Below are 24,597 nucleotides of genomic sequence, written 5' to 3' on the forward strand. Positions count from 1 at the left end.
CCCGTCGCTCCCAGGAGGACGCCCCCATGGACGCCACCCGACGCTCCGGCCTGTTGCTGACCCTGCTCATCGTCCTCTGCGGCCTGGGCGAGATTTCCACCCAGATGCTGCTGCCCAGCCTCGCCGCCATCGAGCACACCCTGGCGGCCGGCCCCGGTTCGTCCCTGGTGGCGCTTTCGGTATTCGTCGGTGCCTTCGGCGTCGGCCAGCTGTTCTTCGGCCCGCTGTCGGACCGCATCGGCCGCAAGCCGGTGCTGCTCGCGGGGGTTGCCACCTACGTGCTGGCCTCGCTGTGGATGGCCTTCGCCCATTCCATGCCGGAGTTCATCGCCGGGCGCGCCCTGCAGGGCCTCGGCGCCTGTGCGGCGCTGGTGGTGGCACGGGCCATCGTGCGCGACGTGTGGCGCGAGAAGGCCGGCCCGATCATGGCCCTCACCGTGATCGGCATGCTCTGCACCATCATGCTCTCGCCGGTCATCGGCGGGCTGATCGCCACCCGGTTCGGCTCATGGCGCGCCGTCGTGGTGGCCACGGTGATCATCGGCATCCTCGCCCTGCTCGCCTGCGCCCTGCTCTACCGGGAGAGCAACCAGGCCCGCGACCCGCTCGCCGGCCGCATCGCCACCCTCGCCGGCAACTACCGCGCCCTGCTCAGGGGCGCCGAAGTGCGCGCCTTCTCCTTCGCCATCGCCGGCACCTATGGCGCCATGTTCTGCGTGATCGCCGGTTCCTCGCGGGTGTTCGTCGGCCAGCTCGGCCTGAGCCCCACCCAGTACGGGCTGGTCTTCGGCGGCATCGTCTCCGGGTTGATCGCCGGGGCCATCCTCAGCAACCGCCTCATCCTGAAATGGGGCCCGGCGCGCCTGGTGGGCATGGGCACCGCGCTGGTGGCCACCGGCGCCGTGCTCACCCTCGCCATCCTGCTCGCCGCCGGCCCCTCGGTGCCGGGCCTGCTGCTGCCGCAGGTGCTGCTCACCCTCGGCGCCGGCATGGTGCTGCCCGGCTCGGTGGCCGGTGCGGTGATCCCCAACCCGACCCGCGCGGGGCTCGCCGCCGGCTTCATCGGCTTCGCCCAGATGGCCGGCGCCACGCTCTCGGGCCTGCTGCTCAGCGCGCTGCAGAACGACAGCGCGCTGCCGATGATCGGCCTCAACGTCACCTTCGCCCTCGCCGCCTTCGGCCTGTTCCGCCTGGCCCGTGCGCACCAGGCACGGGCCGTGGCCCTGGCGACGGACTGAAGGCGATTCGCGAGCAGAGCTCGCTCCTGCGGGAAGCATCACGACCGTGGGAGCGAATTCATTCGCGATCGAGCGCAGCGAGGCCCAACGCGGCGGTGTCAGGCCGGCACCGTCGCCTTCATCGACTCGCGCTCGGAGAAGGCGGCGAAGAAGCGTTCCAACCCCGGGTGGCCCTGGCGCCAGCCGAGGTGGGAGAGGCGGAAGTCGAGGTAGCCGAGCGCGCAAGCCACGGCGATCTGGGCAATGTCCACCGGCCCCTGGAGTTCGCTGGCGATGGCTTCCAGGGCATCCAGCGCGCGGTGGATCTTGCCCAGCTGGCCGTCCTTCCAGTCCTGCCACTGCAGCGCCTCGGGGCGGATGGCGCCCTCGTAGCGCACCAGCAGCGCGGCATCCATCAGGCCGTCGGCCAGGGCCGCGCGGGTCAGGCAGGTCCAGCGCTCGGCGCCGTGGGGGAAGAAGGCGTCGCCGCTCTGCAGGGCATCGAGGTATTCGCAGATGACGCGGCTGTCGAACAGCGCCTCGCCCTCGGCGGTGATCAGCACCGGGATCTTGCCCAGCGGGTTGGCGCGGTTGACCTCGGCGTTCTCCTTGATCGGCAGCACGGCGGTGTCGAGCATCTCGATGCCTGCCGCCAGGCCGGCTTCCAGCGCCAGCACCCGGACCTTGCGAGCGAAGGGGGACGCCCCTGCGTAGATCAGTTTCATGTCTTCAATGCTCCTGTTCGCGGGCCGGCCCAATGCCGGCGCCCGCTGTCGTTGCAACTGGACCCCCACCGGCGGCGCCGGTAGCATCCCCGCCCATCGCGCCCGGGAGCTGCCCATGGTCATCGACAGGAAAATCAAACTGGACTCCGCCGACATCAGACGCCTGGACGACCTGGATGTCGCGCTGGAGTTGCTGCACTTCGGCTTCCGCGGCCTCACCGTGGACGCCGACGCCTACCTGGAAACCCTCGGCCTGTCGCGCGTCCACCACCGCATCCTCTACGCCATCCGGCGCGTCGAAGGCATCAACGTCGGCGAACTGGCCGCCCTCCTCGGCATCAGCAAGCAGGCGCTGCACCGCCCGCTGACCCACCTCCTGGAACGCGCCCTGGTGACCCAGCAGCGCGACCCGGAACAGCACCGCTACAAGCGCCTCCTGCTCAGCACGGCAGGCCATGACGTGGAACACCGCGCCACCGACCTGGAGCGCCGGGTCATCCGCGCCGCGTTGGACACCACCGACGCCGACGGCCGGGTCGCCTGGCACTCGGTCATGCAGTCCCTGGCCGCCCGCCTCGACTGATCAACCCGCCGTGGTGATGCGTTCGCGCACCACGATGCACTTGGCCAGCGGCCGGATCAATGCCTCGGTGGCCTCTTCCCAGGGCACCACGCTGGGGCTCACCAGCATCGGGTCGCAATGCCCCTGCTCCACCAGCTCCAGCACCCTGGGGATGTGCGGGCGCACGCTGCAGGCGCCGACCGACAGGGTGACGTCGCGCATGTACATGCCGAACAGCGGGATGGCCGGGTCCTCGAAGATGATGCCGATGCACGAGCAATGCCCGCCCGGCGCCAGCGCCAGCAGGCCGGTACGCAGCGCCTGCGGGTCGCGGGTGGCGGACACCACCAGGTCGTAGCGCTCGTTCAGCGCGCCATCGGCGCCGTTGCGCAGGGTCGCGCCGCTGCGCACGGCCAACTCGTCGCGGTAGCCGTCGCCATCCAGGTAATCCACCTCGGCCGCCCCGGCGGCGCGGGCCATCTGCACCGCGAGGATGCCCAGGCTCTCGGTGCCGCCCACCACCAGCACTTTCGCCTCCTCCCGTGTGGCCAGCGGGCGGCTGGCAGCCACCCAGGCATCGGTGAGGTTGTCGCTGGCGCTGGCCACGGCCACCGGGTCCAGCCCCGGGGGCAGCGGCACCAGCATGGCGTCGGCGAAAGGCACCCGCACCACCTCGGAGAACAGCCCGCCCCAGTGCCCGCCCGCCGGCACGCCATAGGCCGCATGCCGGGCGACGCCGGTGCAGGCCGTGCTGCGCCCCGCCAGGCACTGGCGACAGGTGCCGCAGGCGATCTTCCAGGGCACCGAGACCAGGTCGCCACGCTTGACCGTGCCCACCTGCGCGCCCACTTCGAGCACCTCCGCCACGCACTCGTGGCCCAGGGCGAAGGGCGGCTTGAACGGCGTGAGGCCGGCGATCAGGCGCCGGTCGAGGTCGCAGGAGGCCGAGGCGATGGGCCGCACCAGCGCCGCCAGCGGCGAATCCAGCAGGGGCGACGGCGCGTCCTCCCAGGCGAGGCGTCCCGCCCCTTTGACGATGAGTTCGCGCATGGCTCAGTCCCTCACGCTGAAGGTGGTGGTGGCACGGGCGCAGAGCTTGCCGCTGGCGTCGACCACCTGCGCATCGCAGATCGCCAGGCTGCGGGTGCGCTCCACCACCCAACCCTCGACGCGGTAGAGCTCGCCAGCCTTGAGCGGGCGCAGGTACTTCACCCCGAGGTCCACCGTCGCGTACTGCGCATCGCCCGGCAGGGTGGAGAACAGCGCGAGGCCGGCGGCACCGTCCAGGCAGGTGGCGGTGAAGCCGCCGTGCACTGTCCTGGCCGGGTTGAGGTGGCGCACATCGGGCCGAGCCTCGATGAAGATGCGCCCGGGCTCCACGTCCACCGCCATCATCCCCATGGTCTCGCCGATGGCAGGTGCGGGCAGCTTGCCGGCGATCACCGCCTGGAGGATCTGCAGGCCGGAGGGAGGGGTTCTGTTCGGGGTATCGGTCATCTCGGGGCTCCTGGCTCTGCCGGGGTCGGCGAGCGGTTTCGGGGGGATGGTCAGCCCCCACCGGGCCAGCGCGAGGGAATCGCCCTGCAGCCCGTGGACGGACGATACGTGAGCGCAGAATCTCAAATCAACATTGTTGATATGACAAAGAAGAAGGCATTCCGGCAACGCCGTTAAGGCTCTGGAATGGGGGTTTGCGCCATCCCGCGCACCACTTCGGCGTTGACGCCCGGGCGCGCGGATGGTCATATGCCCGCCGTTCCAGGTGTCCCACGCCGTCGTGCGTGGGGTGAAACGGGAAGCCGGTGCGTCCATCAGGACCAGTCCGGCGCTGCCCCCGCAACGGTAAGCGAGCGCTGCATTCGATACGCCACTGTGCCCACGGCATGGGAAGGCGAATGCGGCGTGATCCTCGCAAGCCCGGAGACCGGCCTGGAACATCGATAGGCAAACCCGCGGTGGGCGGGCACGGGCCGGTTTCTCGCACGGGTGCACGCGCCCGCGCGCGCCTTTGCATTCCCTCCGGGCTCCATTCATTCCTGACGTGATAGGAACGACATGACCCGTACCCTCAGCTCCAACGCTCCGGCGAGCGCCGCCCTCGGCCTGCTCGCGCTGTCCATCTCCTTCTCCCTGCACGCCGACGACGGCACCCTGGCGCTACCGGCCACCGCCGTCACCGGCCAGGCGGACGACACCGCCATCCGCCTCGACACGCCCGTGCCCGCCGGCTCGCGCCTGGGCCTGTCCGCCCTGGAAACCCCGGCCAGCACCAGCGCCATCAGCGGTGACGAGGTGCGCGCACGCAACAACGCCACCGTGCAGGACGCCGTGACCCGCAGCCCCGGCATCACCCACATCGGCACCCCCGGCAACGGCGGCACCGCCCTCTCGGCCCGGGGCTTCACCGGCCACGCCTCGGTGATGCAGCTGTACGACGGCACGCGCTTCTACACCGGCATGGGCACCACCACCTTCCCCACCGACCCGTGGATGGTGGAACGCATCGACGTGATCCGTGGCCCGGCCTCGGTGCTCTACGGCGAAGGCGCCACGGGCGCGGTGATCAACGTGGTGCCGAAGAAGCCCTTCGACGGCGAGATCCGCAACCGCCTGCGCCTGGGCTATGGCTCCGACGACCGCCAGCAGATGGCCCTGGACAGCGGCGGCTCGCTCACCGACACCCTGAGCTACCGCCTCAACCTCAACCGCGAGGCCAGCCACGGCTGGATCGACCGGGGCGACTCGAAGAACCTCGGCCTCAGCGCCGCCCTGCGCTGGCAGGCCAGCGACGAGCTGGCCTTCACCCTGGCCCACGACCAGGGCGACCTGCAGCCGATGAACTACTTCGGCACGCCGCTGATCAACGGCCACCTGTGGGGCAGCCTGAAAGACAGGAACTACAACCTGCACAACGCCGAGCTGCACTACAACGACCAGTGGACCCGGCTCACCGCCGACTGGACGCCCAGCGAAGGCTTCAGCGCCAGCAACCAGCTCTACCACATCAAGAGCCGCCGCTACTGGCGCAACGCCGAGGCCTACACCTGGGACGCCGGCCGGGGCCAGCTGGAGCGTGCCGAGCAGCTGCGCATCAAGCACGAGCAGGAGCAGATCGGCGACCGCCAGACCTTCACCTTCGACCATGCGTTGTTCGGCCTCGACAGCCGCACCCTGGTGGGCGGCGAGTTCAACCGCATCCGCTTCGACCTGCTGAACAACGCGCCCTACACCGACATCGGCGGCGACTATGTCGACCCGTGGAACCCGGCCCCCGGCTACTACCAGAGCGCCTCGGCCTACCGCCCGCACTCGCGCAGCGAAACCCGCACCGCCGCCCTGTTCGCCGAGAACCGCACCCAACTGGGCGAGCGCTGGTCCGTGGTCACCGGCCTGCGCCGCGACCAGAACCACATCGACCGCAGCGACCTGCGCGCCAACAGCCGCAGCGACCGCAGCATCCAGGGCGGCAACTGGCGCGCCGGCCTGGTCTTCGCCGCCACCCCGCAGCTGTCCTTCTACGGCCAGTACTCCACCAGCGAGGACGGCGTCAGCAACCTCATCACCCTCAGCCCCACCCAGCAGCAGATGGACCTGACCGAGTCGAAGCAGACCGAGTTCGGCCTCAAGCAGCAGTTCTGGGACGGGCGCGGCGAGTGGACCCTGGCCGCCTACCACATCGTCAAGAAGAAGCTGCTCTCCCGCGAATCGGTGACCCGCCCCACCCAGCAGATCGGCCAGCAATCCTCCGACGGCCTGGAGGCGACCCTGGAACTGGCCCTGGCGCAGGGCTGGCACGTCTCGGCCAACGCCTCGCTGCTGCGCGCCGAATACGACGACTTCAACGAATCCGTCGGCGGCCAGCTCGTCTCCCGGTCCGGCAACCGCCCCACCGACGTGCCACGGCGCACCGCCAACCTCTGGGTGAGCAAGGCGCTCGGCCATGACCTGGACGCCGGCCTCGGCGCGCGCTACGTCGACGCCCGTTACGCCAACGCCGCTAACACCGTCAACGTGCCCGGCTACACCGTGCTCGACGCCAACCTCGGCTGGCAGGTACTGCCCGACACACGCCTGGGGCTGGAGCTGAACAACCTGCTGGACCGCCGCTACGCCGTCACCCAGCAGAACGGCGGCCAGCAGTGGTTGCTGGGCCAGCCGCGCTCGTTCTTCGTCACCGCCGACTACAGCTTCTGAACCTTCGAAAGGAGTGCCCGGCATGCCCTCACTGAACATCAGCGACCTCGCCTGGGCACCCGATGTCCGCTCGCACTGGCGCCTGCAGGGCATCGACCTGCAGGTGCGCGAGGGCGAGTTCGTCGGCCTCATCGGCCCCAACGGCAGCGGCAAGACCAGCCTGCTGCGCTGCGCCTACCGTGCCGAGCGCCCGGTCACCGGCTGGGTGGCGCTGGACGGCGAGGACCTCTGGCAGCGCAGCCCGCGCTGGAGCGCACAACGCATCGCCGTGGTGCTGCAGGAATTCCCCCAGGACTTCGGCCTCGCCGTGGCCGAGGTGGTCGCCATGGGCCGTTCGCCGCACAAGGGCCTGTTCGATGGCGATGACGCCGAGGATGCCGCGATGGTCGCCCAGGCGCTGGCCAGCGTGGGCATGGCCGACTTTCACGCGCACCCCTTCGCCCGCCTCTCCGGCGGCGAGAAGCAGCGCGTGCTGCTGGCCCGCGCCCTGGTCCAGCGACCCGGCCTGCTGCTGCTCGACGAACCCACCAACCACCTCGACCCGCGCTACCAGCTGGAGCTGCTGCACCAGCTGCGGCGCCTGCGCCTGAGCACCCTGGCCAGCTTCCACGACCTCAACCTGGCGGCGGCCTTCTGCGACCGCCTCTACGTCCTCGACCAAGGCTGCGTGGTGGCCAGCGGCACCCCCACCGACGTGCTCACCACCGACCTGCTGCAGCAGGTGTTCGGCGTGCATGCGCTGGTGGACCGCCACCCCCTCGCCGACCACCCGCGCATCACCTGGATCAGCCCATGAAGCCTTCATCGATCGCCCTGCTTACTCTCCTCCTGGCGCCCCTCGCCCAGGCCACCGACTACCCGCTGCGCGTCACCAGCTGCGACCGCCAGGTGGTGTTCGAGCGCGCGCCGCAGCGGGCGGTGAGCCAGGACATCAACCTTACCGGCATGATGGTCGCCCTCGGCCTGCAATCGCGCATGGTCGGCTACAGCGGCATCAGCGGCTGGAAGACCCCGGATGCCCGGCTGATGGCCGCCCTGGGCGACCTGCCGGAGCTGGCGCGCAAATACCCCTCCATCGAAACGCTGCTCGACGTCGACGCCGACTTCTTCTTCGCTGGCTGGAACTACGGCATGCGCGTGGGTGGCGAGGTCACCCCGGCCACCCTCGCGCCCCTGGGCATCCCGGTGTACGAGCTGAGCGAGTCCTGCGCCCACGTGATGCCCCGCGAGGCGGCGAGCCTGGAAGACCTTTACCGCGACCTCGGCAACCTCGGCCGCATCTTCGACGTCGAAGCCCGCGCCAGCGCCCTGGTCACCGGCCTGCGCACGCGCCAGGCCGAGGTGGCCAAGCGCCTGGCGGGCGGCGGCGCGGCACCCCGGGTGTTCCTCTACGACAGCGGCGAGGACCGCCCCTTCACCTCGGGCCGCCTGGGCATGCCGCAAGCGATCATCGACGCCGCCGGCGGGCGCAACCTGATGGACGACCTGGCCGCCAGCTGGACCCAGGTCAACTGGGAAACCGTGGTCGAGCGCGACCCACAGGTGATCCTCATCGTCGACTACGGCGAGCGCAGCTGGCAGCAGAAGCGCGACTTCCTCCTCGCCCACCCGGCCCTGCAATCGGTCGAGGCGATCCGCGAGCAGCGCTTCGTGGTCCTGCCCTACCTCGCCGTCACCCCTTCGGTGGAGAACATCAAGGCCATCGAGACCCTGGCCGCCGGCCTGCACCCCGAACGCTTCACCGGGACGGCGCCATGAGCCCGCTGCGCACGCCCGGCGCCTACCGCCTGCTGCTGCTCGGCCTGGGCGCGGCGCTGCTGGTCTCCTGCATCGCCGCCCTGGGCTTCGGTCCGGCCGCAGTGCCCCAGGCGCACGTCTGGGGCATCCTCGCCGAGCGCCTGGGCCTGGGCGGCGTGGGCGAGTGGAGCCGTGGCCAGGAACACATCGTCTGGCTGATCCGCGCGCCCCGGGTGCTGCTCGGTGCGCTGGTGGGTGCCGGCCTGGCCTTGGTGGGTGGCGCCCTGCAGGCGGCCACGCGCAACCCGCTGGCCGACCCGCACCTGCTCGGGGTCAGCTCCGGCGCGGCACTGGGCGCGGTGCTGGTGCTGCTCTACCTGGGCGAATTCATCGGTGTGCTCAGCCTGCCCCTGGCCGCCTTCGTCGGCGCCCTGGGCAGCATGCTGCTGGTGCTGGCCATCGCCAGCCGCCACGGCCGCCTGGAAAGCGATCGCCTGCTGCTGGCGGGGGTCGCCGTGTCCTTCGTGTGCATGGCGCTGGTCAACCTGCTGCTGTTCCTCGGCGACCACCACGCCGCCAGCTCGGTGGTGTTCTGGATGCTCGGCGGGCTCGGTGCCGCACGCTGGGAGCTGCTCTGGCCGCCGGCGCTGTGCCTGGTGCTGGGCCTGGTCGCCCTGCTCGCCCAGGCCCGGGGGCTGAACGCGCTGATGGCCGGCGAGCAGACCGCCATCAGCCTGGGCTTCAGCGCCCGGCGGGTACGCCTGCAGGTGTTCCTCTGCGCCTCGCTGCTCACCGGCGTGCTGGTGGCCCTGAGCGGCGCCATCGGCTTCGTCGGCCTGATGCTGCCGCACCTGGCGCGCCGCCTGGTGGGCGCCGAACACCGCCGCCTGCTGCCGGTGGCCGCCCTGCTCGGCGCGCTGTTCCTGGTCTGGGTCGACGTCGCCGCCCGCACCCTGGTCGCCCCCGAGGACCTGCCCATCGGCATCGCCACCGCTGCCATCGGCGGGCTGTTCTTCGTCGGCCTGCTGCGGCGGCGTTGAAGAGGATTCACCGGAAAGGCCCCACGATGGGTTTCGCTCCGCTCTACGCCATCCTGCGAGGTGCGAAAAGCTGAGGCGCACCTCGTCCCTGTAAGGCCCGTGGGAGCGAATTCATTCGCGATGCTCCACGGCCTGGAGCCCCCCGCCCCCTGGAGGGGCGACTTCAGTCGCCCAGCAGCGCGTAGCGTCGCCCGGCATGGAGTTCGCGAGCAGAGCTCGCTCCTGCGGCCCCCGTGCCGGGTCATCGCGGTTGAAACCGCTCCCACGAAAAAGCGGCCTGTCCGACCCGCTCCGCTGATCGAAATCCCCTTGGGCCGCCCCATCGATAGCTGTATAAATAGCCAGCCATTCGCCCAAGCCGTTCCGCCATGCCCAGCGCCCTCGACGATCCCTTCTACTACCTGAACAACTTCCAGGCCGTGCTCGACTGGATCGGCGCGCGCTATGACGACCTGCTGGACGACGAGGAGCGGGGCTTCATCGCGGCCTTCGCCGGCCTGCCCAAGGCCTCCCGCGCGCTGCTGGTGCGCATGGTGATGCGCAAGGGCACGCTGTTTCGCGAAAGCAAGCTGGCTTACGTCGAGATCGGCCCCACCCGCGAGGCCCTGCAGCCGCTGGTGGCGCTGGGCTGGGTGGACCCGGCACCGCAGCTGACGCTTGCGCAACTCTTCGCCCTGCTGCGCAAGCCGGAGATCGCCGACTGCTTCGGCGCCCAGCTCGGCCGGGCCGGTGCGCGCAAGGCCGACCAGCTCGCCCTGTTGCAACCCCTGCACCCCGATGCGCAGCCCCTGGACGCCTGGTGCCCGGGGCTGGAGGAGCGCGTCCATGCCCTGCAGCTCATGGCCCTGTGCGACCGCCTGCGGCTGATGTTCTTCGGCAACCTGGCCCAGGACTGGTCCGAGTTCGTGCTCGCCGACCTGGGCATCTACCAGTACGAGAAGGTCGAGCTGGATGCCGCCTCGCGGGGCTTCCGCCACCGCGCCGACATCGAGCTGTACCTGCACCTCTACCAGTGCCGCGAGCGCTTCGAAGCCGGCGAGGAGCCCGCAGAGGTGCTGGCGAGCATTCCGCCGGCCAACGACAACCCCTGGCTGCAAAGCCGCCGCGCGCGCCTGCTGTTCCAGCTCGGCCAGCATTGCGAGCGCCAGGGCGAGATGGACCTGGCGCTGGAGATCTATGCCGGCTGCAGCGACCCCGGCGCGCGTATCCGCCGCATCCGCGTGCTGGAGAAGATCGCCGCCTTCGACGACGCCCATCGCCTCGCCCTGGAACTGGCGGCCGGCGTGCACAGTGACGAGGAGCAGCAGCACCTCACGCGCATCCTGCCGCGCCTGCGACGCAGGCTGGGCCTGCCCAAGCAAACGCCGCGCGCACCCACGCCGGTGACGCGTCTGGACCTGCGGCTACCCAGGGGCGAAGACTTCGTCTCGGTGGAGCACAGCGTCGCCCAGCACCTGGCGGATGAACCGGGCCCGGTGCACTACGTCGAGAACACCCTGGTCAACTCGCTGTTCGGCCTGCTCTGCTGGGAGGCGATCTTCCTGCCGGTGCCGGGCGCCTTCTTCCACCCCTTCCACGCCGCCCCGGCGGACCTGCTCGCCGCCGACTTCCAGGCGCGCCGCAGCGAGGCCTTCGCCGCCTGCCTGGCGCAGCTGGACAGCGATGCCTGGCAGGCCACCATCCGCCGCAACCACGCCGCCAAGTACGGCCTGCAGTCGCCCTTCGTCTACTGGGGCGTGCTCGACGAGGCGCTGCTGGAACAGGCGCTGGCATGCCTGCCCGCCGCGCACCTGAAGCTGTGGTTCCAGCGCCTGCTGGCCGACATCAAGACCAACCGTGCCGGGCTGCCGGACCTGATCCGCTTCTGGCCCCGGGAACGGCGCTACCAGATGATCGAGGTGAAGGGCCCCGGCGACCGCCTGCAGGACAACCAGCTGCGCTGGCTGGACTTCTGCGCCGCGCACGGCATGCCGGTGACCGTCTGCTACGTGCAATGGGCCGAAACCGAGGCCGCCCTCGCGTGAGCTACCAGGTGGCCGTGCGCGCGCTCTGCGAATTCACCGCCAAGTGCGGCGACCTGGACCTGCGCTTCACCCCCGCCCCCACCGCCCTGGAAGGCATGGCCGGCCACGCCCTGGTGGCGGCGCGCCGGGGCGAGGGCTACCAGAGCGAGGTGGCGCTGGCGGGCGAGTTCCGCAACCTCAGGGTGCGCGGCCGCGCCGACGGCTACGACCCCGCGCGCAACCGCCTGGAAGAGGTGAAGACCCATCGCGGCGACCTGGCCCGCCAGCCGGCCAACCACCGCCAGCTGCACTGGGCCCAGGTGCGCGTCTACGGCTGGCTGCTGTGCCAGGAGCGGGGCCTGGACGAGGTGGAACTGGCCCTGGTGTATTTCGATGTCGGCAGCCAGAAGGAAACCCTGTTCACCGAGCGCGCCAGCGCCGCCGAGCTGCAGGTGTTCTTCGAGGCGCAGTGCCTGGCCTTCATCGCCTGGGCCGAGGCGGAGCTGGCCCACCAGGGCGTGCGCAACACGGCGCTGCAGGCGTTGCGCTTCCCCCACGCCACCTTCCGCAGCGGCCAGCGTGAACTGGCCGAGGCGGTGTACAAGGCCGCCAGCACCGGCTGCTGCCTGCTGGCCCAGGCCCCCACCGGTATCGGCAAGACCCTGGCCACCCTGTTCCCCCAGCTCAAGGCCCTGGGCGGCGAGCGCCTGGAGCGCATCTTCTTCCTCGCCGCCAAGACTCCGGGGCGCCAACTGGCCCTGCACAGCCTGGCGACCCTGCGCGACAGCGTCGACGTGCTGCCCCTGCGGGTGCTCGAGCTCACCGCCCGCGACAAGGCCTGCGAGCACCCCGGCAGCGCCTGCCATGGCGAAGCCTGCCCCTTGGCGCGGGGCTTCTACGATCGCCTGCCGGCCGCGCGCAAGGCCGCCGCCGAACGCCGCTGGCTGGACCGCGCCGCCCTGCGCGAAGTGGCCCTGGCGCACGGGGTCTGCCCCTACTACCTGGGCCAGGAGATGGCGCGCTGGAGCGACCTGGTGGTGGGCGACTACAACTACTACTTCGACCTCGGCGCCCTGCTCTTCGGCCTCACCCAGGCCAACCAGTGGCGCGTCGGCGTATTGGTGGACGAGGCCCACAACCTGGTGGAGCGGGCGCGCGCCATGTACTCCGCCGAACTGCGCCAGGGCGCGCTGAAGGCCCTGTGCAAGAGCGTGCCGCCGGCGTTGAAGAAGCCGCTGGAGCGTGTGCAGCGCAGCTGGAGCGAACTGAACAAGGCCCAGCGGGTGGATTACCAGGCCTACGACGAGCCGCCGCAGAAGCTGCTCGGAGCGCTGCAGAACGCGGTCACCGCCATCACCGACCACCTCGCCGAGCAGCCCGGCGCCCCGCTGGACCCGGAGCTGATGGCGTTCTATTTCGACGCCATGCATTTCGCCCGCATGGCCGAGCTGTTCGACCGCCATTCGCTGTTCGACCTGAACAAGTACCTGGCCGGCAAGAGCAGCCGCTCCACCCTGTGCCTGCGCAACCTGGTGCCGGCGCCCTTCCTCGGCCCGCGCCTGGCCGGCAGCCGCTCCACGGTGCTGTTCTCCGCCACCCTCAACCCGCGCCGCTACTACGCCGACCTGCTGGGGGTGCCGGCCAACACGCCCTGGCTGGAGGTGCAGTCGCCCTTCGCCGCCGAGCAGTTGCAGGTGCGCGTGGCACGGCGTCTGTCCACCCGCTACCAGCACCGCACGCAATCCCTGGAACCCATCGTCGAGCGCATGGCCGACCAGTTCCATCAGCGCCCGGGCAACTACCTGGCCTTCTTCAGCAGCTACCAGTACCTGGAGCAGGTGGCGGCGCTGTTCGCCGAACGCCACCCCTTCATCCCCGCCTGGAGCCAGTCGCGGAGCATGGACGAAGGCGCGCGCACGGCCTTTCTCGAACGCTTCGCCGAGGGCGGCCGCGGCATCGGCTTCGCGGTGCTCGGCGGGGCCTTCGGCGAAGGCATCGACCTGCCGGGCGAGCGCCTGATCGGTGCGTTCATCGCCACCCTCGGCCTGCCCCAGGTGAACCCGGTGAACGAGCAGTTGAAGCAGCGCATGGCCGCGATCTTCCAGGCCGGCTACGACTACACCTACCTCTATCCCGGGCTGCAGAAGGTGGTGCAGGCCGCCGGGCGGGTGATCCGCACCCAGGGCGACCGCGGCGTGGTGCACCTGATGGACGACCGCTTCGCCCAACCCGAGATCCGCCGCCTGCTGCCTGCCTGGTGGCAGGTGGAAATGGACTGAACAGGGTTGCCCCCTGCCCCGGGCCGCCCCCGCGATGCGCCGGGCAGGGGCAAAAACGACCTGCACCCCATGCGCCCCCGTCCTGCCGCTGCGCCTGGGAAAACCGCCTTCTATAATCCTTCCCAGCCTGCAGGGATCGCCGCGTGGAACGGACGGCCCGGCTGAACACGGGCGCACGGGAACCCCGAATGAACGCGACAACTCGCTTGTGGAAGCGCGTAAGGCAGCTGTGGCATGCCGCCGACCTGGTGTCGGTGGCCCAGCGCCGCGAGCGGCGCATGCGCCTGCTGGCGAGCAGCGTGATGCTGGTACTGGGCCTGATCTGGGCGGTGGTCTTCAGCCTGCGCGGCCTCTGGGCCATCGTCGCGATGGATGCGGTGCTGATCACCTCGGGCCTGGCGGTCTTCCACCTCACGGTGTGCAACAAGGCGCGCAGCGCCAACCTCCTGCTCTTCAGCGTGCTGATCGTCACCATCGCCGGCACCGCCATCGTGCTCGACGCGCCCAACGCGGCGGCGCCCCGCGCCACCCACCTCTACCTGCTGCCACTCACCCTGGCCGCGCTGATGGCCTTCCGCGACGAAGGCCTGTGGCTGCGCTATGGCGTCGCGCTGCTGTGCCTGGTGACCTTCACCGGCCTGGCCTCCACCAACTGGACACCGCTCCCCGGCCACAACCTGCCGGACGAGGTGCGCACGCCCGGCTCCTGGGCCCAGGCCGGCGCGGCGATGGCGATGTTCTTCGCCCTGCTCCACGTCCTGCAGACCGACGCCGCCGAGCGCTCGGTGCTGGAGCGCGAGCTGCAGGCGGCCCTGCGCGAGCGGCAGTTCGAGCTGCACTATCAGCCGCAGCTCGATGTCACCGGGCGGGTGATCGGTGCCGAGGTGCTGATCCGCTGGCGCCACCCGCAGCGCGGCCTGCTGCCGCCAGGTGAGTTCATCGACCACGCCGAGCGCAGCGGGCTGATCATCCCCATCGGCAAATGGGTGCTGGAGCAGGCCTGCGCACAACTGCGCAGCTGGGCGGACGACCCCCTCCGCAAGGACCTGTGCCTGGCGGTCAACATCAGCCAGAAGCAGTTCCGCCAGGCCAGCTTCGTGCCCGAGGTGCTGGAGATGCTCAGGCGCCACGGCATGGACGCCAGCCGCCTGGAGCTGGAGCTGACCGAGACCATGCTGGTCCAGGACCTGGAGGACCTGACGCGCAAGATGTCGCAGCTGGTGGAGCATGGCGTGTCCTTCTCGCTCGACGACTTCGGCACCGGCTTCTCGTCCCTCAGCCACCTCAAGCGCCTGCCGCTGGGCAAGCTGAAGATCGACCGCTCCTTCATCTGCGACCTGCTCACCGACGCCAACAGCGAGGCCATCGTCTGCAGCGTCATCGCCCTGGGCCAGAGCATGGGCCTGACGGTGATCGCCGAGGGCGTCGAGACCGAGGCGCAGATGCAGTGCCTGCTGGAACGGGGCTGCCAGCAGTTCCAGGGCTACCTGCTGAGCAAGCCGCTGCCGCTCGCCGCGTTCATGGCCTTCACCCAGCAGAGCGTCGAACGCCAGGAGCGGGTGATCGGCAACGCCTTCGACGGGGCGGGAGTCGCCGCCACCAGGGAATGATCCAGCGCAGCCGCAGTCTATGCCTCGTGCGGGGCGAGCCAGGCGCGCCCCGCTGGCAGCCGCCCGGCCCGGGGCGGTCCCGGAAGCTCGGCGTTGGCGAGGTCGATCATGCGCTGGATATCAGGAATGCTTTGCGTGGCCGCGCTGCTCGTCGGCGGGCCCTCCCACGCCGGGGAAACCCGGGAGAAGGCCCAGGCCGCGGAAGACAAGGCCGAAGTGCTGGAAGAGAAGGCCGCCAGCCAGGCGCCGATTCCAGCCGACACCCCGCCGATCACCCGTAGCGAAGCCCGTGCCGTGGACCCCGACGGCGAGGCGCCGCTGGACGACCCCATCACCTGCCTCGCCCGCTCCATCTACTGGGAAGCCAAGGGCGCCCCGGCGCAGGACATGGAGTCGGTGGCCAACGTGGTGATGAACCGCCTGGGCGACGGGGCCTTCCCCAAGACCGTCTGCGCGGTGGTCAAGCAAGGCTCGGAAAGCCGCAGCTGCCAGTTCTCCTGGTGGTGCGATGGTCGCCCCGACGAAGCCGTGGAGGACGACCGCTTCACCCTCGCCCGGGAGATCGCCCGCAAGGCGCTGAACGGCCAGCTGCGGGACCGCACCGACGGCGCGCTGTACTTCCACGACCGCAACGTCTCGCCGTCCTGGGCGAAGAAATTCACCCGTACGGCGCAGACCCAACGCCTGCTGTTCTACAAGCCGCGACTGGAAGAACCGTTGGCCGGCGCCCAGGACAGCGCGCCCTAGCGCGGCGTCAGGCCGTCTCCCGGCGCGCGGGCTCGGTGGCGTGCACGAACACCGTGTAGGTGTCCGCCGGGTGCGCCACACCGGCCAGGTCCAGGGCGTGGGCGATGTTGCCGCGGTGGTAGGTGCCGTGGTTCAGCACATGGAAGAACATCTCCTCGCGGCTCAGCCGGCCCGTGCGCCCATCGGTGAAGCGGAAGCCGATCTCCTGCGCTGCATCGGCAGCGTCCAGCCGGGCGACCGCCTCGGCGTACCACTGGCCGGACGCGAGCAGGCGGCGCTTGAGCGTCGGGTAGTCGGGCACCACATCGCTGTTGGTGGCCGCGTGGGGCTCCGCCGCCCCGGTCAGGCGCGCGCGGAACAGGTCCTCGACAATCACCATGTGGTTGAGCTGCTGCAGGATGAAGGCCAGCGACTCGGGAAACCGCGTGGCATCGATCAGCCCGATGGCCTCCAGGACACGTCGGTCCGCCCAGCACTTGTATTGAAAGGCCTTGGTCAGCATGGAGGTCCTCGTTTTCGTCAATGGGGTGCAGGCGAGGCCGCCGCTAGCGTTCGGGCTCCTCGCCCGGCAGCAACTGGGCGATGTCCTCGTGAAAGGTCCGCCACTCGCCTTCGGAGATGTCCATGATGCTGAACGAGCGCAGGAAGAACGCACCCGTCGCAGCCAGGAAGGCCAGGCGCACGCGCTTGCCGCGCTCGGTCTCGAAGGCGTCGCCCAGCAGCAGGGAGCGGTACCAGTCGTTGGCCTGCGTCTTCAGGCTTTCGTGGCTGAACATCGCCGTGAGGATCGCGGCGGCGCGCCGGCTCAACTCCTCGTCGGGTATGGCGATGATGCCGATCTGCGCGATCAGGTGGTCGAGCATCCCGGCATCGGGCGCCAGGCGCGAGCGCACCGAAAGCTCGTAGTCGGTCTTCCAGCGATTGACCATCGCCTCGATCAGCCCGTCCTTGGTGCCGAAGCACGACTGCACGCCGCCCTTGCTGATCCCGGCGGCCTTGGCCACCTCGCCGATGCTCAACGCAGAAATGCCCTGTTCCATGACAACCGAGATGGCGGCGTCCAACACCAGGTTCCTGTCGATCACGGGACGTTTACTCATCACGGTTCTCTGAATTAGAATACGATCGTATTTTTATTTGCACCCCCTCACCGGGGCTCGCACCGAGGTTCACCCAGCGCATCCAGGGTGCTGTCCAGGCAGGCGCGGCAACGCTGCCCGACACGGACGCACCCCTGCCTACCAACCGAAATCGCTGCGCGGTCTCCTGGGACCGCGCAGGCCAATTCCTTCGGGGCATACATCACAATTTTACTGCCAATCCGCGGGGCGGCTTATGGCTATCGATCGTAATTCGGCGGCAGGGATCAGTTTTGCCAACCGCATTTACAAACCGCGAGCCATCGGTTGCGCACTGAGCTTCATCTATGTCGCGACCACCACCTACCCGGGCACCTGGCCGCTCTGGGGGCTGATGGGGCTGAACGGTTTCATCTGGCCCTACCTCGCCTACCGCATCGCCCTCGCCTCGCCCGCGCCCTACCGGGCCGAACTGCGCAACCTCCAGCTCGATTGCGCCTTCGCCGGGGGGTGGGTCGTGGCCATGCACTTCAGCGCGCTGCCATCGCTGCTGTTGCTGTCGATGGTCGCGATGAACTGCGTCACGGCCAAGGGCATCCACCTCCTCTCCAAGGGGCTCGCGGCCGCGGCTGCGGGCATTTTCCTGGCCGGGGCCTGCCTGGGTTTCGAGGTCACCTGGGAAACGCCGGCACGGGTCATCTGGGCATGCCTACCCATGCTGGTCATCTATCCCTTCGTGGTCGGTTGGGCGAGCTACAGCCTGGCCAAGCAACTGCTGAGGCAGCAGAAGGCGTTGTCCATCGTCGCCGGCTTCGACGAGCGCATGCTCACGCCCCATGACCGCTGGCTCTACCAGTTGGCGCAGGTCTTCCTGCGCTGCCGGTGCGGCTCCGGCCAGGCCACCGTCGCGCACATCCGCATCGACGACTTCGAGGCGCTCGGGGAGCGGCACGGCGCGCTGGTGACCAACGCCCTGAGCGTCCGCCTGGGGCACCTGATCGTCGCCGGGCTGCGCAGCACCGACCTCGTCTGCATGCGGCGCCCCGGCGAATTCCTGGTGCTCCTGCAGCAGGCGAGGACCCTCGGCGCGCAGGCATTGACCAGCCGCATCGAAGAGGCCTTCGAGCACTGCTTCGCCGGCGGCAAGGGATTGCCCGAGGCACGCATCCGCGTCGGGCTCGCCGAATTCACCCACGACCTGCGCAGCGAGAACGAATGGTTGCGCCAGGCCCGGCAGCACTCGACCCCGCTGAAGACCGATCAGCCACACCCTGCCAGCCATTCCGGCGCCTAGCAGGCCGGCCCGTTGCCGGCGCCAGCCCATGGCCGCCGGCAAGGCGTGGCGGCAACGAACATCCCACCGTGCGCGGCCGACGTCCGCACGGGGACCCTGGCTTTTCACACCCACCAACTGTCATTTGAAGGAGTATTCAGTTGAGGAACCTCAAGATCGGAAAACGGGCCGGACTCATCTTCGCGCTGCTGGCCCTGATGGTGCTGGCGATGGGCGGCATCAACCTCTACGAGACCGGCAGGATGGACGCCGCCTCGACCGAGGTTCGCGGCACCTGGCTGCCGGGCGTCGTCGCCCTGAGCGAGCTGGGGGCGGCGATCGGCGACACCCGCGCCCTGACCCTGCGCAGCATCATCGTCGACGAGCCGACCGTACGGCAGCACACGATGGCCAGGATCAAGGCGAACCTGCAGGCATTGCCCAAGCAGTTCGATGCCTACGAAAGCGCCATCACCGAGGCGGAGAACCGCAAGCTCTACGATCACTTCGTCAGCACCTACGAAACCTACCGCGGCCTGCAGCAACAGATACTCGACGCGGTGGACGCCGGCCGGATCGACGACGCCGACAGGCTCGCCAACGGCCCGCTGGCCGAATACGCCGGCGCCATGACCAAGGCGCTGGACGAACTGATCCGCTTCAACGCCGAGAACGCCTTCGCCGCGGCGCAGCTCAGCGACGAGGCGGCGGATGAAGCCCGGGTCGTGGCCGTCGTCGCCTTGAGCGCCATCCTCCTGATCACCGTTGGCGCCGCCACCTTGCTGACCCGCAGCATCATCCTGCCCCTGGGCGACGCCGTGGCCATCGCCGAGCGGGTCGCCAGCGGCGACCTCAGCCGGGACATCAGCGTGGTCGGCAAGGACGAGCCGGCGTTGCTGCTGGCCGCCCTCAAGGGCATGCAGGCCAACCTGAGGGCGACCATCCAGCAGATCGGCAGCTCCTCCGACCAGTTGGCCTCGGCTTCCGAGGAGCTGCATGCCGTGACGGAGGATTCCAATCGTGGGCTGCACCAGCAGAACGCCGAGATCGAGCAGGCCGCCACCGCCGTGAACGAAATGACCGCCGCCGTTGAAGAGGTCGCGCGCAACGCCGCGAGCACCGCAGCCGCATCGAAGGAAAGCGACGACGAGGGGCGCCGCGGCTTCGCCCAGGTCAACGAGGCCATCGCCTCCATCCGCACCCTGGCCGGCCAGGTGACCCAGGCCTCGGTCCAGGCTTCCGAACTGGCGAACCAGACCCGCGACATCAGCACGGTACTCGACGTGATCCGGGGCATCGCCGCCCAGACCAACCTGCTGGCGCTCAATGCCGCCATCGAAGCGGCACGCGCCGGCGAGGCCGGGCGCGGTTTCGCCGTCGTCGCCGACGAGGTGCGCTCGCTGGCGCAACGCACCCAGAGCTCCACGGAGGAGATCGAGGTGATGATCGACAACATCCAGACCGGCACCCAGGGCACCGTCGGCGCCCTGCTGGCCGGCGCGGAGCAGGCCGAGCAGACGCTCAGGTCGGCCGCCAGCGCCGGTGCCGCACTTGAGCGGATCACCGCGTCGATCTCGCAGATCAACGAACGCAACCTGATCATCGCCAGTGCATCCGAAGAACAGGCCCAGGTCGCCCGCGAGGTGGATCGCAACCTGATGAACATCCGCGACCTGTCCATGCAGACCGCCGCCGGTGCCAACCAGACCAGCGCCTCCAGCCAGGAGCTGTCGCGCCTGGCCATCGAGCTGAGCACGATGGTGACCCGCTTCCGCGTGTGACAGCCGCGCCGGGGCCCGCCGCCTTGGCGGGCCCTTTTCCCACCCGGGCGCCTCGCCTATCATCCGCCGGCCCCCGTCCCCGCAGGACGCCCATTCCCGCCACGCCACCCGCCGCCGAGGCCCTCGTTGCGACACTTCACCCTGAGCGACAAGAAACTCCGTGGCGTCCACCGCCGCCTTCGAGCCCTGGAGCGGTGGGCGGCGGGCTTCCAGGGCCAGTTCCATCCGCGCGGCCAGGACATGGCGCGCTACCTGAACTGGAAGATCCCGGTGCCGAACACCCTGGTCCAGGGGCCGCAGGCACGCATCGAACACCAGGCCTTCTGCGCCCAGCAGATGCTGGAGGCCGCCGCCCATCTATCCCGCGCAGCGGATCGCAGCCAGGGCTATTACCGGGTCGCCTGCATCCTGGTCTGGCCCTGGTTGCACCAGAGCGAAGTGACGGTGTTCCACGATCGCGACTACTACCTCGGCTTTCTCGGGCAGGGGAACGGGCTCGCACCCAAGCGCCTGAGCGACAGGCTCGCGCTGAGGGTGCCCGCCCATTTCATCGAGCACGGGCATGACGCGACCCAGGCCGATGACGACCTGGCCGTCCAGTGGTGGTGCATCGGGGAGCCCGCGTAGACGCCGCTGGCCCGGCGCATCACTGCGCGGCCATCACCTCGTCGCGGCAGGCGGAGGGGCTCTGCCCGGTCCAGCGCTTGAAGGCCCGGCGAAAGCCGCGCACATCGCTGTAGCCGAGCTCTTCGGCGATGCGCTCGATGGGCAGGTCCGGGTTGCCCAGCAGGCTCATGGCGCGCGCCCGGCGCACCTGCTCCTGCAAGGCGTCGAAGGTGATGCCGTGCTCGGTGAGGCGACGGCGCAGGGTGCGGCTGCTCATGTTGAGATCGCGGGCGACCTTGTCGATCTGGCTGCCATGGGCGAGGTCGCGGCTGATGGCGCGCTCCACCGTCTGCAGCAGGTCCATCTTCTGCTGCACCTGCGCGCATTCGAGCTCCAGCAGGTTGAGCGCCTGGCGCAAGGCGACGGGCTGGTGGCTGGGCAACTGCATGTCCAGCCAGTGGCTGGCGATGACCATGCGGTTGTGCAGGCAGCCGAAATGCAGGTTGGGGCCCAGCAGGCGCCGGTATTCGGCGACGTAGCCGGGCGCGGCATGGGTGAATTCGAAGCGCAGGGGCTGGAACTCGGCATCGACCAATGCGCGGTTGTAGACCATCAGGCTGGCGAAGAACTCCTCCACCGCGAACACCTGGACGTCGGCATGGGGCAGCCGGCATTCCACCTCGACGACGCTTTCCTTCGCCCCCTCGTGCAGGGTGTAGACGGCCATGCCGCCGGTGGTGTGCTGGAAGCGTCGCCCGACATCGAAGGCATCGCGCAGGGTCTTGCACAGCGACAGCACGTGGCCCAGCAGGCCGAGGGTGCCGAGCACGTTGCGGTGCCCGACCCACAGCCCCAGGCCACCGTCCGGGAAAGCCGCGAGGGCGCGCTGGATCAGGGTCACCGCCTGGCGATAGGAGATGCGCTGGGAGGGGTCCTGCAACTCGTCCGGGGTGAAGCCGAGACCGCGGCACAGGCGCTCGCTGCTGACGCCCTTGTCGTTCGCCACCTCCGTGAGGGTCTGCAGGAGGAAGGGCGAAACCAGGGCGAGGTCGAGCTGGGGATCGAGGGTGGCGATAGGCATGGCAGGCAGTTCCCGAACCGAGGCGCCTGAGGTTCTTGTTCTGCGGCCAGGACGCGCGGCGGCGCCATCATAACGCGTTGGCGGGTACACCAAGAGCGGGTGTAACAGAATATTGCTAGCTGTCCCCGAAAAGCCCCCTGCCTGTCCGGCAATGCCCTGCATCGCGCGGCCTTGAGCGCTTATTTCTATGGGCCGGCGCGGAACCCGGTTCCGCGGCCGTCCGCCAACAATAAGAAACGAGCTCAATCATGAACCCGATCCGCGTTCCCCAGCTGCCCTCGCTGGCAGCCTCACTCGTCGTCGCGACGTCCCTCGCCCTGCCCGCCCAGGCCACCGAGAACGGTGTCGACAACATCGGCCCCGGCACCGATGGCTTCTTCGTCCTGCCGCTGGACGTGAACAGCCTTCCGGACCACATGTTCGCCTTCAACCTCTACTACAACCACTACGAGTCGAAGCAGCTGGACATCAGCTCACTGGGCGGCAAGGTGCCGGAGGTGAAGATCACCTCCGACGCGATCATCCCGCGCCTGGACTACCTCAGCCCGCTGCGGCTGCTGGGCGGCCGGGTCGGTGGCTACGTGGCGCAGCCCTACATGCGCCAGCAGGTGGCGCTGTTCGGCCAAGAGAGCCGCCGCGAAGCCCAGGGCGACACCACCATCGCGCCGCTGATCCTCTGGGACATGGGCCAGGACCTGACCCTGGGCGCCGCCCTGGAGATCACCCTGCCCACCGGCAGCTACGACGCCGCGCGACCGGCCAACACCGGCAACAACTTCGTCACCTACAAGCCGCTGCTCTCGGCCACCTGGCAGCCCAGCGAGCGCACCGAGCTGTCGGTCAAGACCACCTACAGCTTCAACAAGGAGAACCCGGACACCGACTACCAGTCCGGCCAGCTGTTCCACTTCGACTACTCCACCAGCTACCGGGTGACCGACAACCTGCGCCTGGGCCTGAACGGCTACTACGTGAAGCAGACCACCGACGACAGGCAGTTCGGCCGCACGGTGACCTTCATGGGCGAGGACGTGGACGACGGTGTGCGCGGGCAGGTCTTCGCCATCGGCCCGGCGGTGCACCTGACCTTCCTCAAGTACGCCAGCGTGGAGATGCGCTGGGCCAAGGAGTTCGCCGTGGAGAACCGCCCGGAGGGCGAGATGTTCTGGGCCAAGCTGAACCTGCCGTTCAGCCTCTGACCCTTCCGGGAATGCGAAACCCCAGGTCGATGGCCTGGGGTTTTCGTTTTTCACGGCCCGCTAGTGCAACGCGTTCGTAGGTTGGGCTGAGGTACGAAGCCCAACGCAGCGCAGCCGAGCCCTCGCGCCGTTGGGCCTCGCTACGCTCGGCGCCAACCTACGACGGTGCATCCTCCAGTCAGCTGTACACCGGCCACTGCTCGACGATGCGCCCATCGCGCACCGCCAGCAGGTCGCCGAACTGCAGGAGGATGGATTCGGACTGGGTCGGCCGCAGGAACACCTGGTCATCCACGCCCAGGCCGACGGCGTGGGAGCCGTTGATCATTTCCTGGTTGGAGCTGCGCCCGTAGAGGCCGTTGAACTGCAGGCCCTTGGGCGATTCCGGCTCGGCCATCCAGTTGCCGCCGTAGATGAAGAAGGTCTCGCGCTGGTTCGGGTCCCACCAGGAGAACAGCGCCGACTTGCCGTCCAGCGCCGGGATGCGCACCGCGCCGGTGCTCTTGAGCACCGGGGTGGCGATGTAGGCCGCCGGCTGGTGCTCCTCCAGGGACGGCAGGTCGTAGTGGGTGGGCTTGAGCAGTGCCGAGCCCACCGAGACCTCGCTGCTGGTGCGCTCGCGCTCGTGCATGCGGTAGCTGGGGCTGCCGGCGGTGTTCAGGGTCAGGCCGGGGCGCCACAGCGTGGGGTGCTGGGTGCGGGCGTAGTCGACGAAGCCGTCGTACAGCGTCATCACCTTGGCGAAGAGCGCTTCGGGCGAGCCGAGGATGCCGGGCACGCCCATGCCGACGAAGGGGTCGTAGCCCATGAAGCCAGCGAACTCCAGGTGCTGCGGGTTGGCGCCGATCAGCTCGAGCATCCGCCCGAGGCCGGCCGTGTCCTGCACGCCGCCCCGGTGCAGCCCCACGTCCAGCTCGATGTTGATGCGCATGCGGATGTTCAGGGCCTTGGCCAGCGCCAGGTACTGCGCCAGTCGCTCGGGGGTGTCGAGCAGCCACTGCAGCTGCCGGGCCGGGTCGAACGGGCCGCGATGGGCCTCGTAGAACAGCTGTGCGGAACGCACCGGCAGGGGCTTGCCGAGCAGGATGTCCGATTCGGGGAAGCGCTCGGCGTCGTGGTTGAGGAAGGGCTGGTGGAACGACATCAGCCGCTGGGTGCCGGCGCGCTTGGCGATGTAGTCCAGCAGCTGTGGCGAGGGCAGGGACTTCTCCACCAATCGGAGCGACTTGCCGGCACGGCGCACCGACTGCATCACCACGTCGATGTTGTGGTCCAGCCGGTCGAGGTCGATCAGCATCACCGGGCGCATCGGCCCCTGGGTCTTGAGCTCGCGGTTCAGGCGGGCGAAGTAGTCGCTGTACGGGGCGCCCTTGTCGGCCGGCCGCAGCCAGGCGCCGACACCGGCGAGCAGCACGCCGGCACCGGCCGTGCCGACGAGGAATTTGCGACGGTTCATGGCTTCTC

At 69.5% G+C, this 24,597-nt stretch carries 21 protein-coding genes and 1 riboswitch; of the genes, 14 read left to right on the forward strand and 7 right to left on the reverse strand.

What is annotated here, in order from left to right; translation table 11 throughout:
- Positions 1 to 26 precede the first annotated feature (26 nt).
- Positions 27 to 1,238: a Bcr/CflA family efflux MFS transporter gene (locus tag HSX14_RS31235; protein ID WP_173178316.1), complete on the forward strand. Its 1,212-nt coding sequence runs from the start codon at positions 27 to 29 to the stop codon at positions 1,236 to 1,238.
- Positions 1,239 to 1,336: 98 nt separating this feature from the next.
- On the opposite strand, the gene HSX14_RS19025 is transcribed toward HSX14_RS31235, so the two are convergent.
- The gene (locus tag HSX14_RS19025) at positions 1,337 to 1,942 is read right to left on the reverse strand and encodes a glutathione S-transferase (protein WP_173178291.1); all 606 of its coding nucleotides are present in this window, start codon (positions 1,940 to 1,942) and stop codon (positions 1,337 to 1,339) included.
- Here HSX14_RS19025 and HSX14_RS19030 point away from each other — a divergent pair.
- Entirely contained in the window at positions 1,941 to 2,525 is a 585-nt protein-coding gene (locus tag HSX14_RS19030) for a MarR family winged helix-turn-helix transcriptional regulator (protein WP_228723463.1), read from the forward strand. The two genes, HSX14_RS19025 and HSX14_RS19030, sit on opposite strands and share 2 nt — an antisense overlap.
- Here HSX14_RS19030 and HSX14_RS19035 read toward each other — a convergent pair whose 3' ends face one another.
- On the reverse strand, positions 2,526 to 3,554 hold the full coding sequence (locus HSX14_RS19035) for a zinc-dependent alcohol dehydrogenase (RefSeq protein ID WP_173178292.1): 1,029 nt from the start codon (positions 3,552 to 3,554) through the stop codon (positions 2,526 to 2,528).
- 3 nt (positions 3,555 to 3,557) lie between these two features.
- The gene (locus HSX14_RS19040; protein WP_173178293.1) at positions 3,558 to 4,001 is read right to left on the reverse strand and encodes a PaaI family thioesterase; all 444 of its coding nucleotides are present in this window, start codon (positions 3,999 to 4,001) and stop codon (positions 3,558 to 3,560) included.
- A 246-nt stretch (positions 4,002 to 4,247) separates the two neighbouring features.
- A riboswitch (cobalamin riboswitch) is annotated at positions 4,248 to 4,451 on the forward strand.
- Positions 4,452 to 4,559: 108 nt separating this feature from the next.
- Between HSX14_RS19040 and HSX14_RS19045 the strand changes: the two genes are divergently transcribed.
- The 8 genes from HSX14_RS19045 to HSX14_RS19075 all read left to right on the forward strand — a co-directional run bounded on the left by HSX14_RS19045 (position 4,560) and on the right by HSX14_RS19075 (position 16,114).
- Positions 4,560 to 6,698, forward strand: a complete 2,139-nt coding sequence (locus HSX14_RS19045) for a TonB-dependent receptor (RefSeq protein ID WP_173178294.1) — start codon at positions 4,560 to 4,562, stop codon at positions 6,696 to 6,698.
- A gap of 22 nt (positions 6,699 to 6,720) precedes the next feature.
- Positions 6,721 to 7,494 carry an ABC transporter ATP-binding protein gene (locus HSX14_RS19050; protein WP_173178295.1) on the forward strand — a complete coding sequence of 258 codons (774 nt, stop codon included), beginning with the start codon at positions 6,721 to 6,723 and terminating at the stop codon, positions 7,492 to 7,494.
- Entirely contained in the window at positions 7,491 to 8,456 is a 966-nt protein-coding gene (locus HSX14_RS19055) for an ABC transporter substrate-binding protein (protein ID WP_173178296.1), read from the forward strand. Before HSX14_RS19050 ends, HSX14_RS19055 begins: the two co-directional genes overlap by 4 nt.
- Positions 8,453 to 9,475 (forward strand): FecCD family ABC transporter permease, encoded by a 1,023-nt coding sequence (locus HSX14_RS19060; RefSeq protein ID WP_173178297.1) that lies wholly within the window; start codon positions 8,453 to 8,455, stop codon positions 9,473 to 9,475. Before HSX14_RS19055 ends, HSX14_RS19060 begins: the two co-directional genes overlap by 4 nt.
- Before the next feature lie 368 nt (positions 9,476 to 9,843).
- Positions 9,844 to 11,499, forward strand: a complete 1,656-nt coding sequence (locus tag HSX14_RS31240) for a VRR-NUC domain-containing protein (RefSeq protein WP_228723464.1) — start codon at positions 9,844 to 9,846, stop codon at positions 11,497 to 11,499.
- Positions 11,469 to 13,757, forward strand: coding sequence for an ATP-dependent DNA helicase (locus HSX14_RS19065; protein WP_228723465.1), 2,289 nt, complete (start codon positions 11,469 to 11,471; stop codon positions 13,755 to 13,757). Before HSX14_RS31240 ends, HSX14_RS19065 begins: the two co-directional genes overlap by 31 nt.
- A gap of 188 nt (positions 13,758 to 13,945) precedes the next feature.
- Positions 13,946 to 15,367: a putative bifunctional diguanylate cyclase/phosphodiesterase gene (locus HSX14_RS19070; RefSeq protein ID WP_173178299.1), complete on the forward strand. Its 1,422-nt coding sequence runs from the start codon at positions 13,946 to 13,948 to the stop codon at positions 15,365 to 15,367.
- A gap of 108 nt (positions 15,368 to 15,475) precedes the next feature.
- Positions 15,476 to 16,114, forward strand: a complete 639-nt coding sequence (locus HSX14_RS19075) for a cell wall hydrolase (RefSeq protein WP_173178300.1) — start codon at positions 15,476 to 15,478, stop codon at positions 16,112 to 16,114.
- A 7-nt stretch (positions 16,115 to 16,121) separates the two neighbouring features.
- Here HSX14_RS19075 and HSX14_RS19080 read toward each other — a convergent pair whose 3' ends face one another.
- Positions 16,122 to 16,616 (reverse strand): DinB family protein, encoded by a 495-nt coding sequence (locus HSX14_RS19080; RefSeq protein ID WP_173178301.1) that lies wholly within the window; start codon positions 16,614 to 16,616, stop codon positions 16,122 to 16,124.
- Between the two features lie 43 nt (positions 16,617 to 16,659).
- A complete protein-coding gene (locus HSX14_RS19085) occupies positions 16,660 to 17,214 on the reverse strand; it encodes a TetR/AcrR family transcriptional regulator (protein ID WP_173178302.1) in 555 nt (184 codons plus the stop codon).
- A 235-nt stretch (positions 17,215 to 17,449) separates the two neighbouring features.
- On the opposite strand from HSX14_RS19085, the gene HSX14_RS19090 reads away from it, so the two are divergent.
- The 3 genes from HSX14_RS19090 to HSX14_RS19100 all read left to right on the forward strand — a co-directional run bounded on the left by HSX14_RS19090 (position 17,450) and on the right by HSX14_RS19100 (position 20,874).
- Complete coding sequence (locus tag HSX14_RS19090) at positions 17,450 to 18,487, forward strand: MASE2 domain-containing protein (RefSeq protein WP_173178303.1); 1,038 nt, start codon at positions 17,450 to 17,452, stop codon at positions 18,485 to 18,487.
- Positions 18,488 to 18,621: 134 nt separating this feature from the next.
- Positions 18,622 to 20,247: a methyl-accepting chemotaxis protein gene (locus HSX14_RS19095; RefSeq protein ID WP_173178318.1), complete on the forward strand. Its 1,626-nt coding sequence runs from the start codon at positions 18,622 to 18,624 to the stop codon at positions 20,245 to 20,247.
- A gap of 126 nt (positions 20,248 to 20,373) precedes the next feature.
- A complete protein-coding gene (locus HSX14_RS19100; RefSeq protein WP_173178304.1) occupies positions 20,374 to 20,874 on the forward strand; it encodes a DUF3916 domain-containing protein in 501 nt (166 codons plus the stop codon).
- 19 nt (positions 20,875 to 20,893) lie between these two features.
- Here HSX14_RS19100 and HSX14_RS19105 read toward each other — a convergent pair whose 3' ends face one another.
- Complete coding sequence (locus HSX14_RS19105; protein WP_173178305.1) at positions 20,894 to 21,934, reverse strand: AraC family transcriptional regulator; 1,041 nt, start codon at positions 21,932 to 21,934, stop codon at positions 20,894 to 20,896.
- 248 nt (positions 21,935 to 22,182) lie between these two features.
- Between HSX14_RS19105 and HSX14_RS19110 the strand changes: the two genes are divergently transcribed.
- Positions 22,183 to 23,133 carry a SphA family protein gene (locus tag HSX14_RS19110; RefSeq protein ID WP_173178306.1) on the forward strand — a complete coding sequence of 317 codons (951 nt, stop codon included), beginning with the start codon at positions 22,183 to 22,185 and terminating at the stop codon, positions 23,131 to 23,133.
- Positions 23,134 to 23,311: 178 nt separating this feature from the next.
- On the opposite strand, the gene HSX14_RS19115 is transcribed toward HSX14_RS19110, so the two are convergent.
- Entirely contained in the window at positions 23,312 to 24,520 is a 1,209-nt protein-coding gene (locus HSX14_RS19115; protein WP_173178319.1) for a DSD1 family PLP-dependent enzyme, read from the reverse strand.
- Positions 24,521 to 24,597: the final 77 nt, after the last annotated feature.

It is taken from the genome of Pseudomonas tohonis, from assembly GCF_012767755.2.
GTDB lineage: Bacteria > Pseudomonadota > Gammaproteobacteria > Pseudomonadales > Pseudomonadaceae > Metapseudomonas > Metapseudomonas tohonis.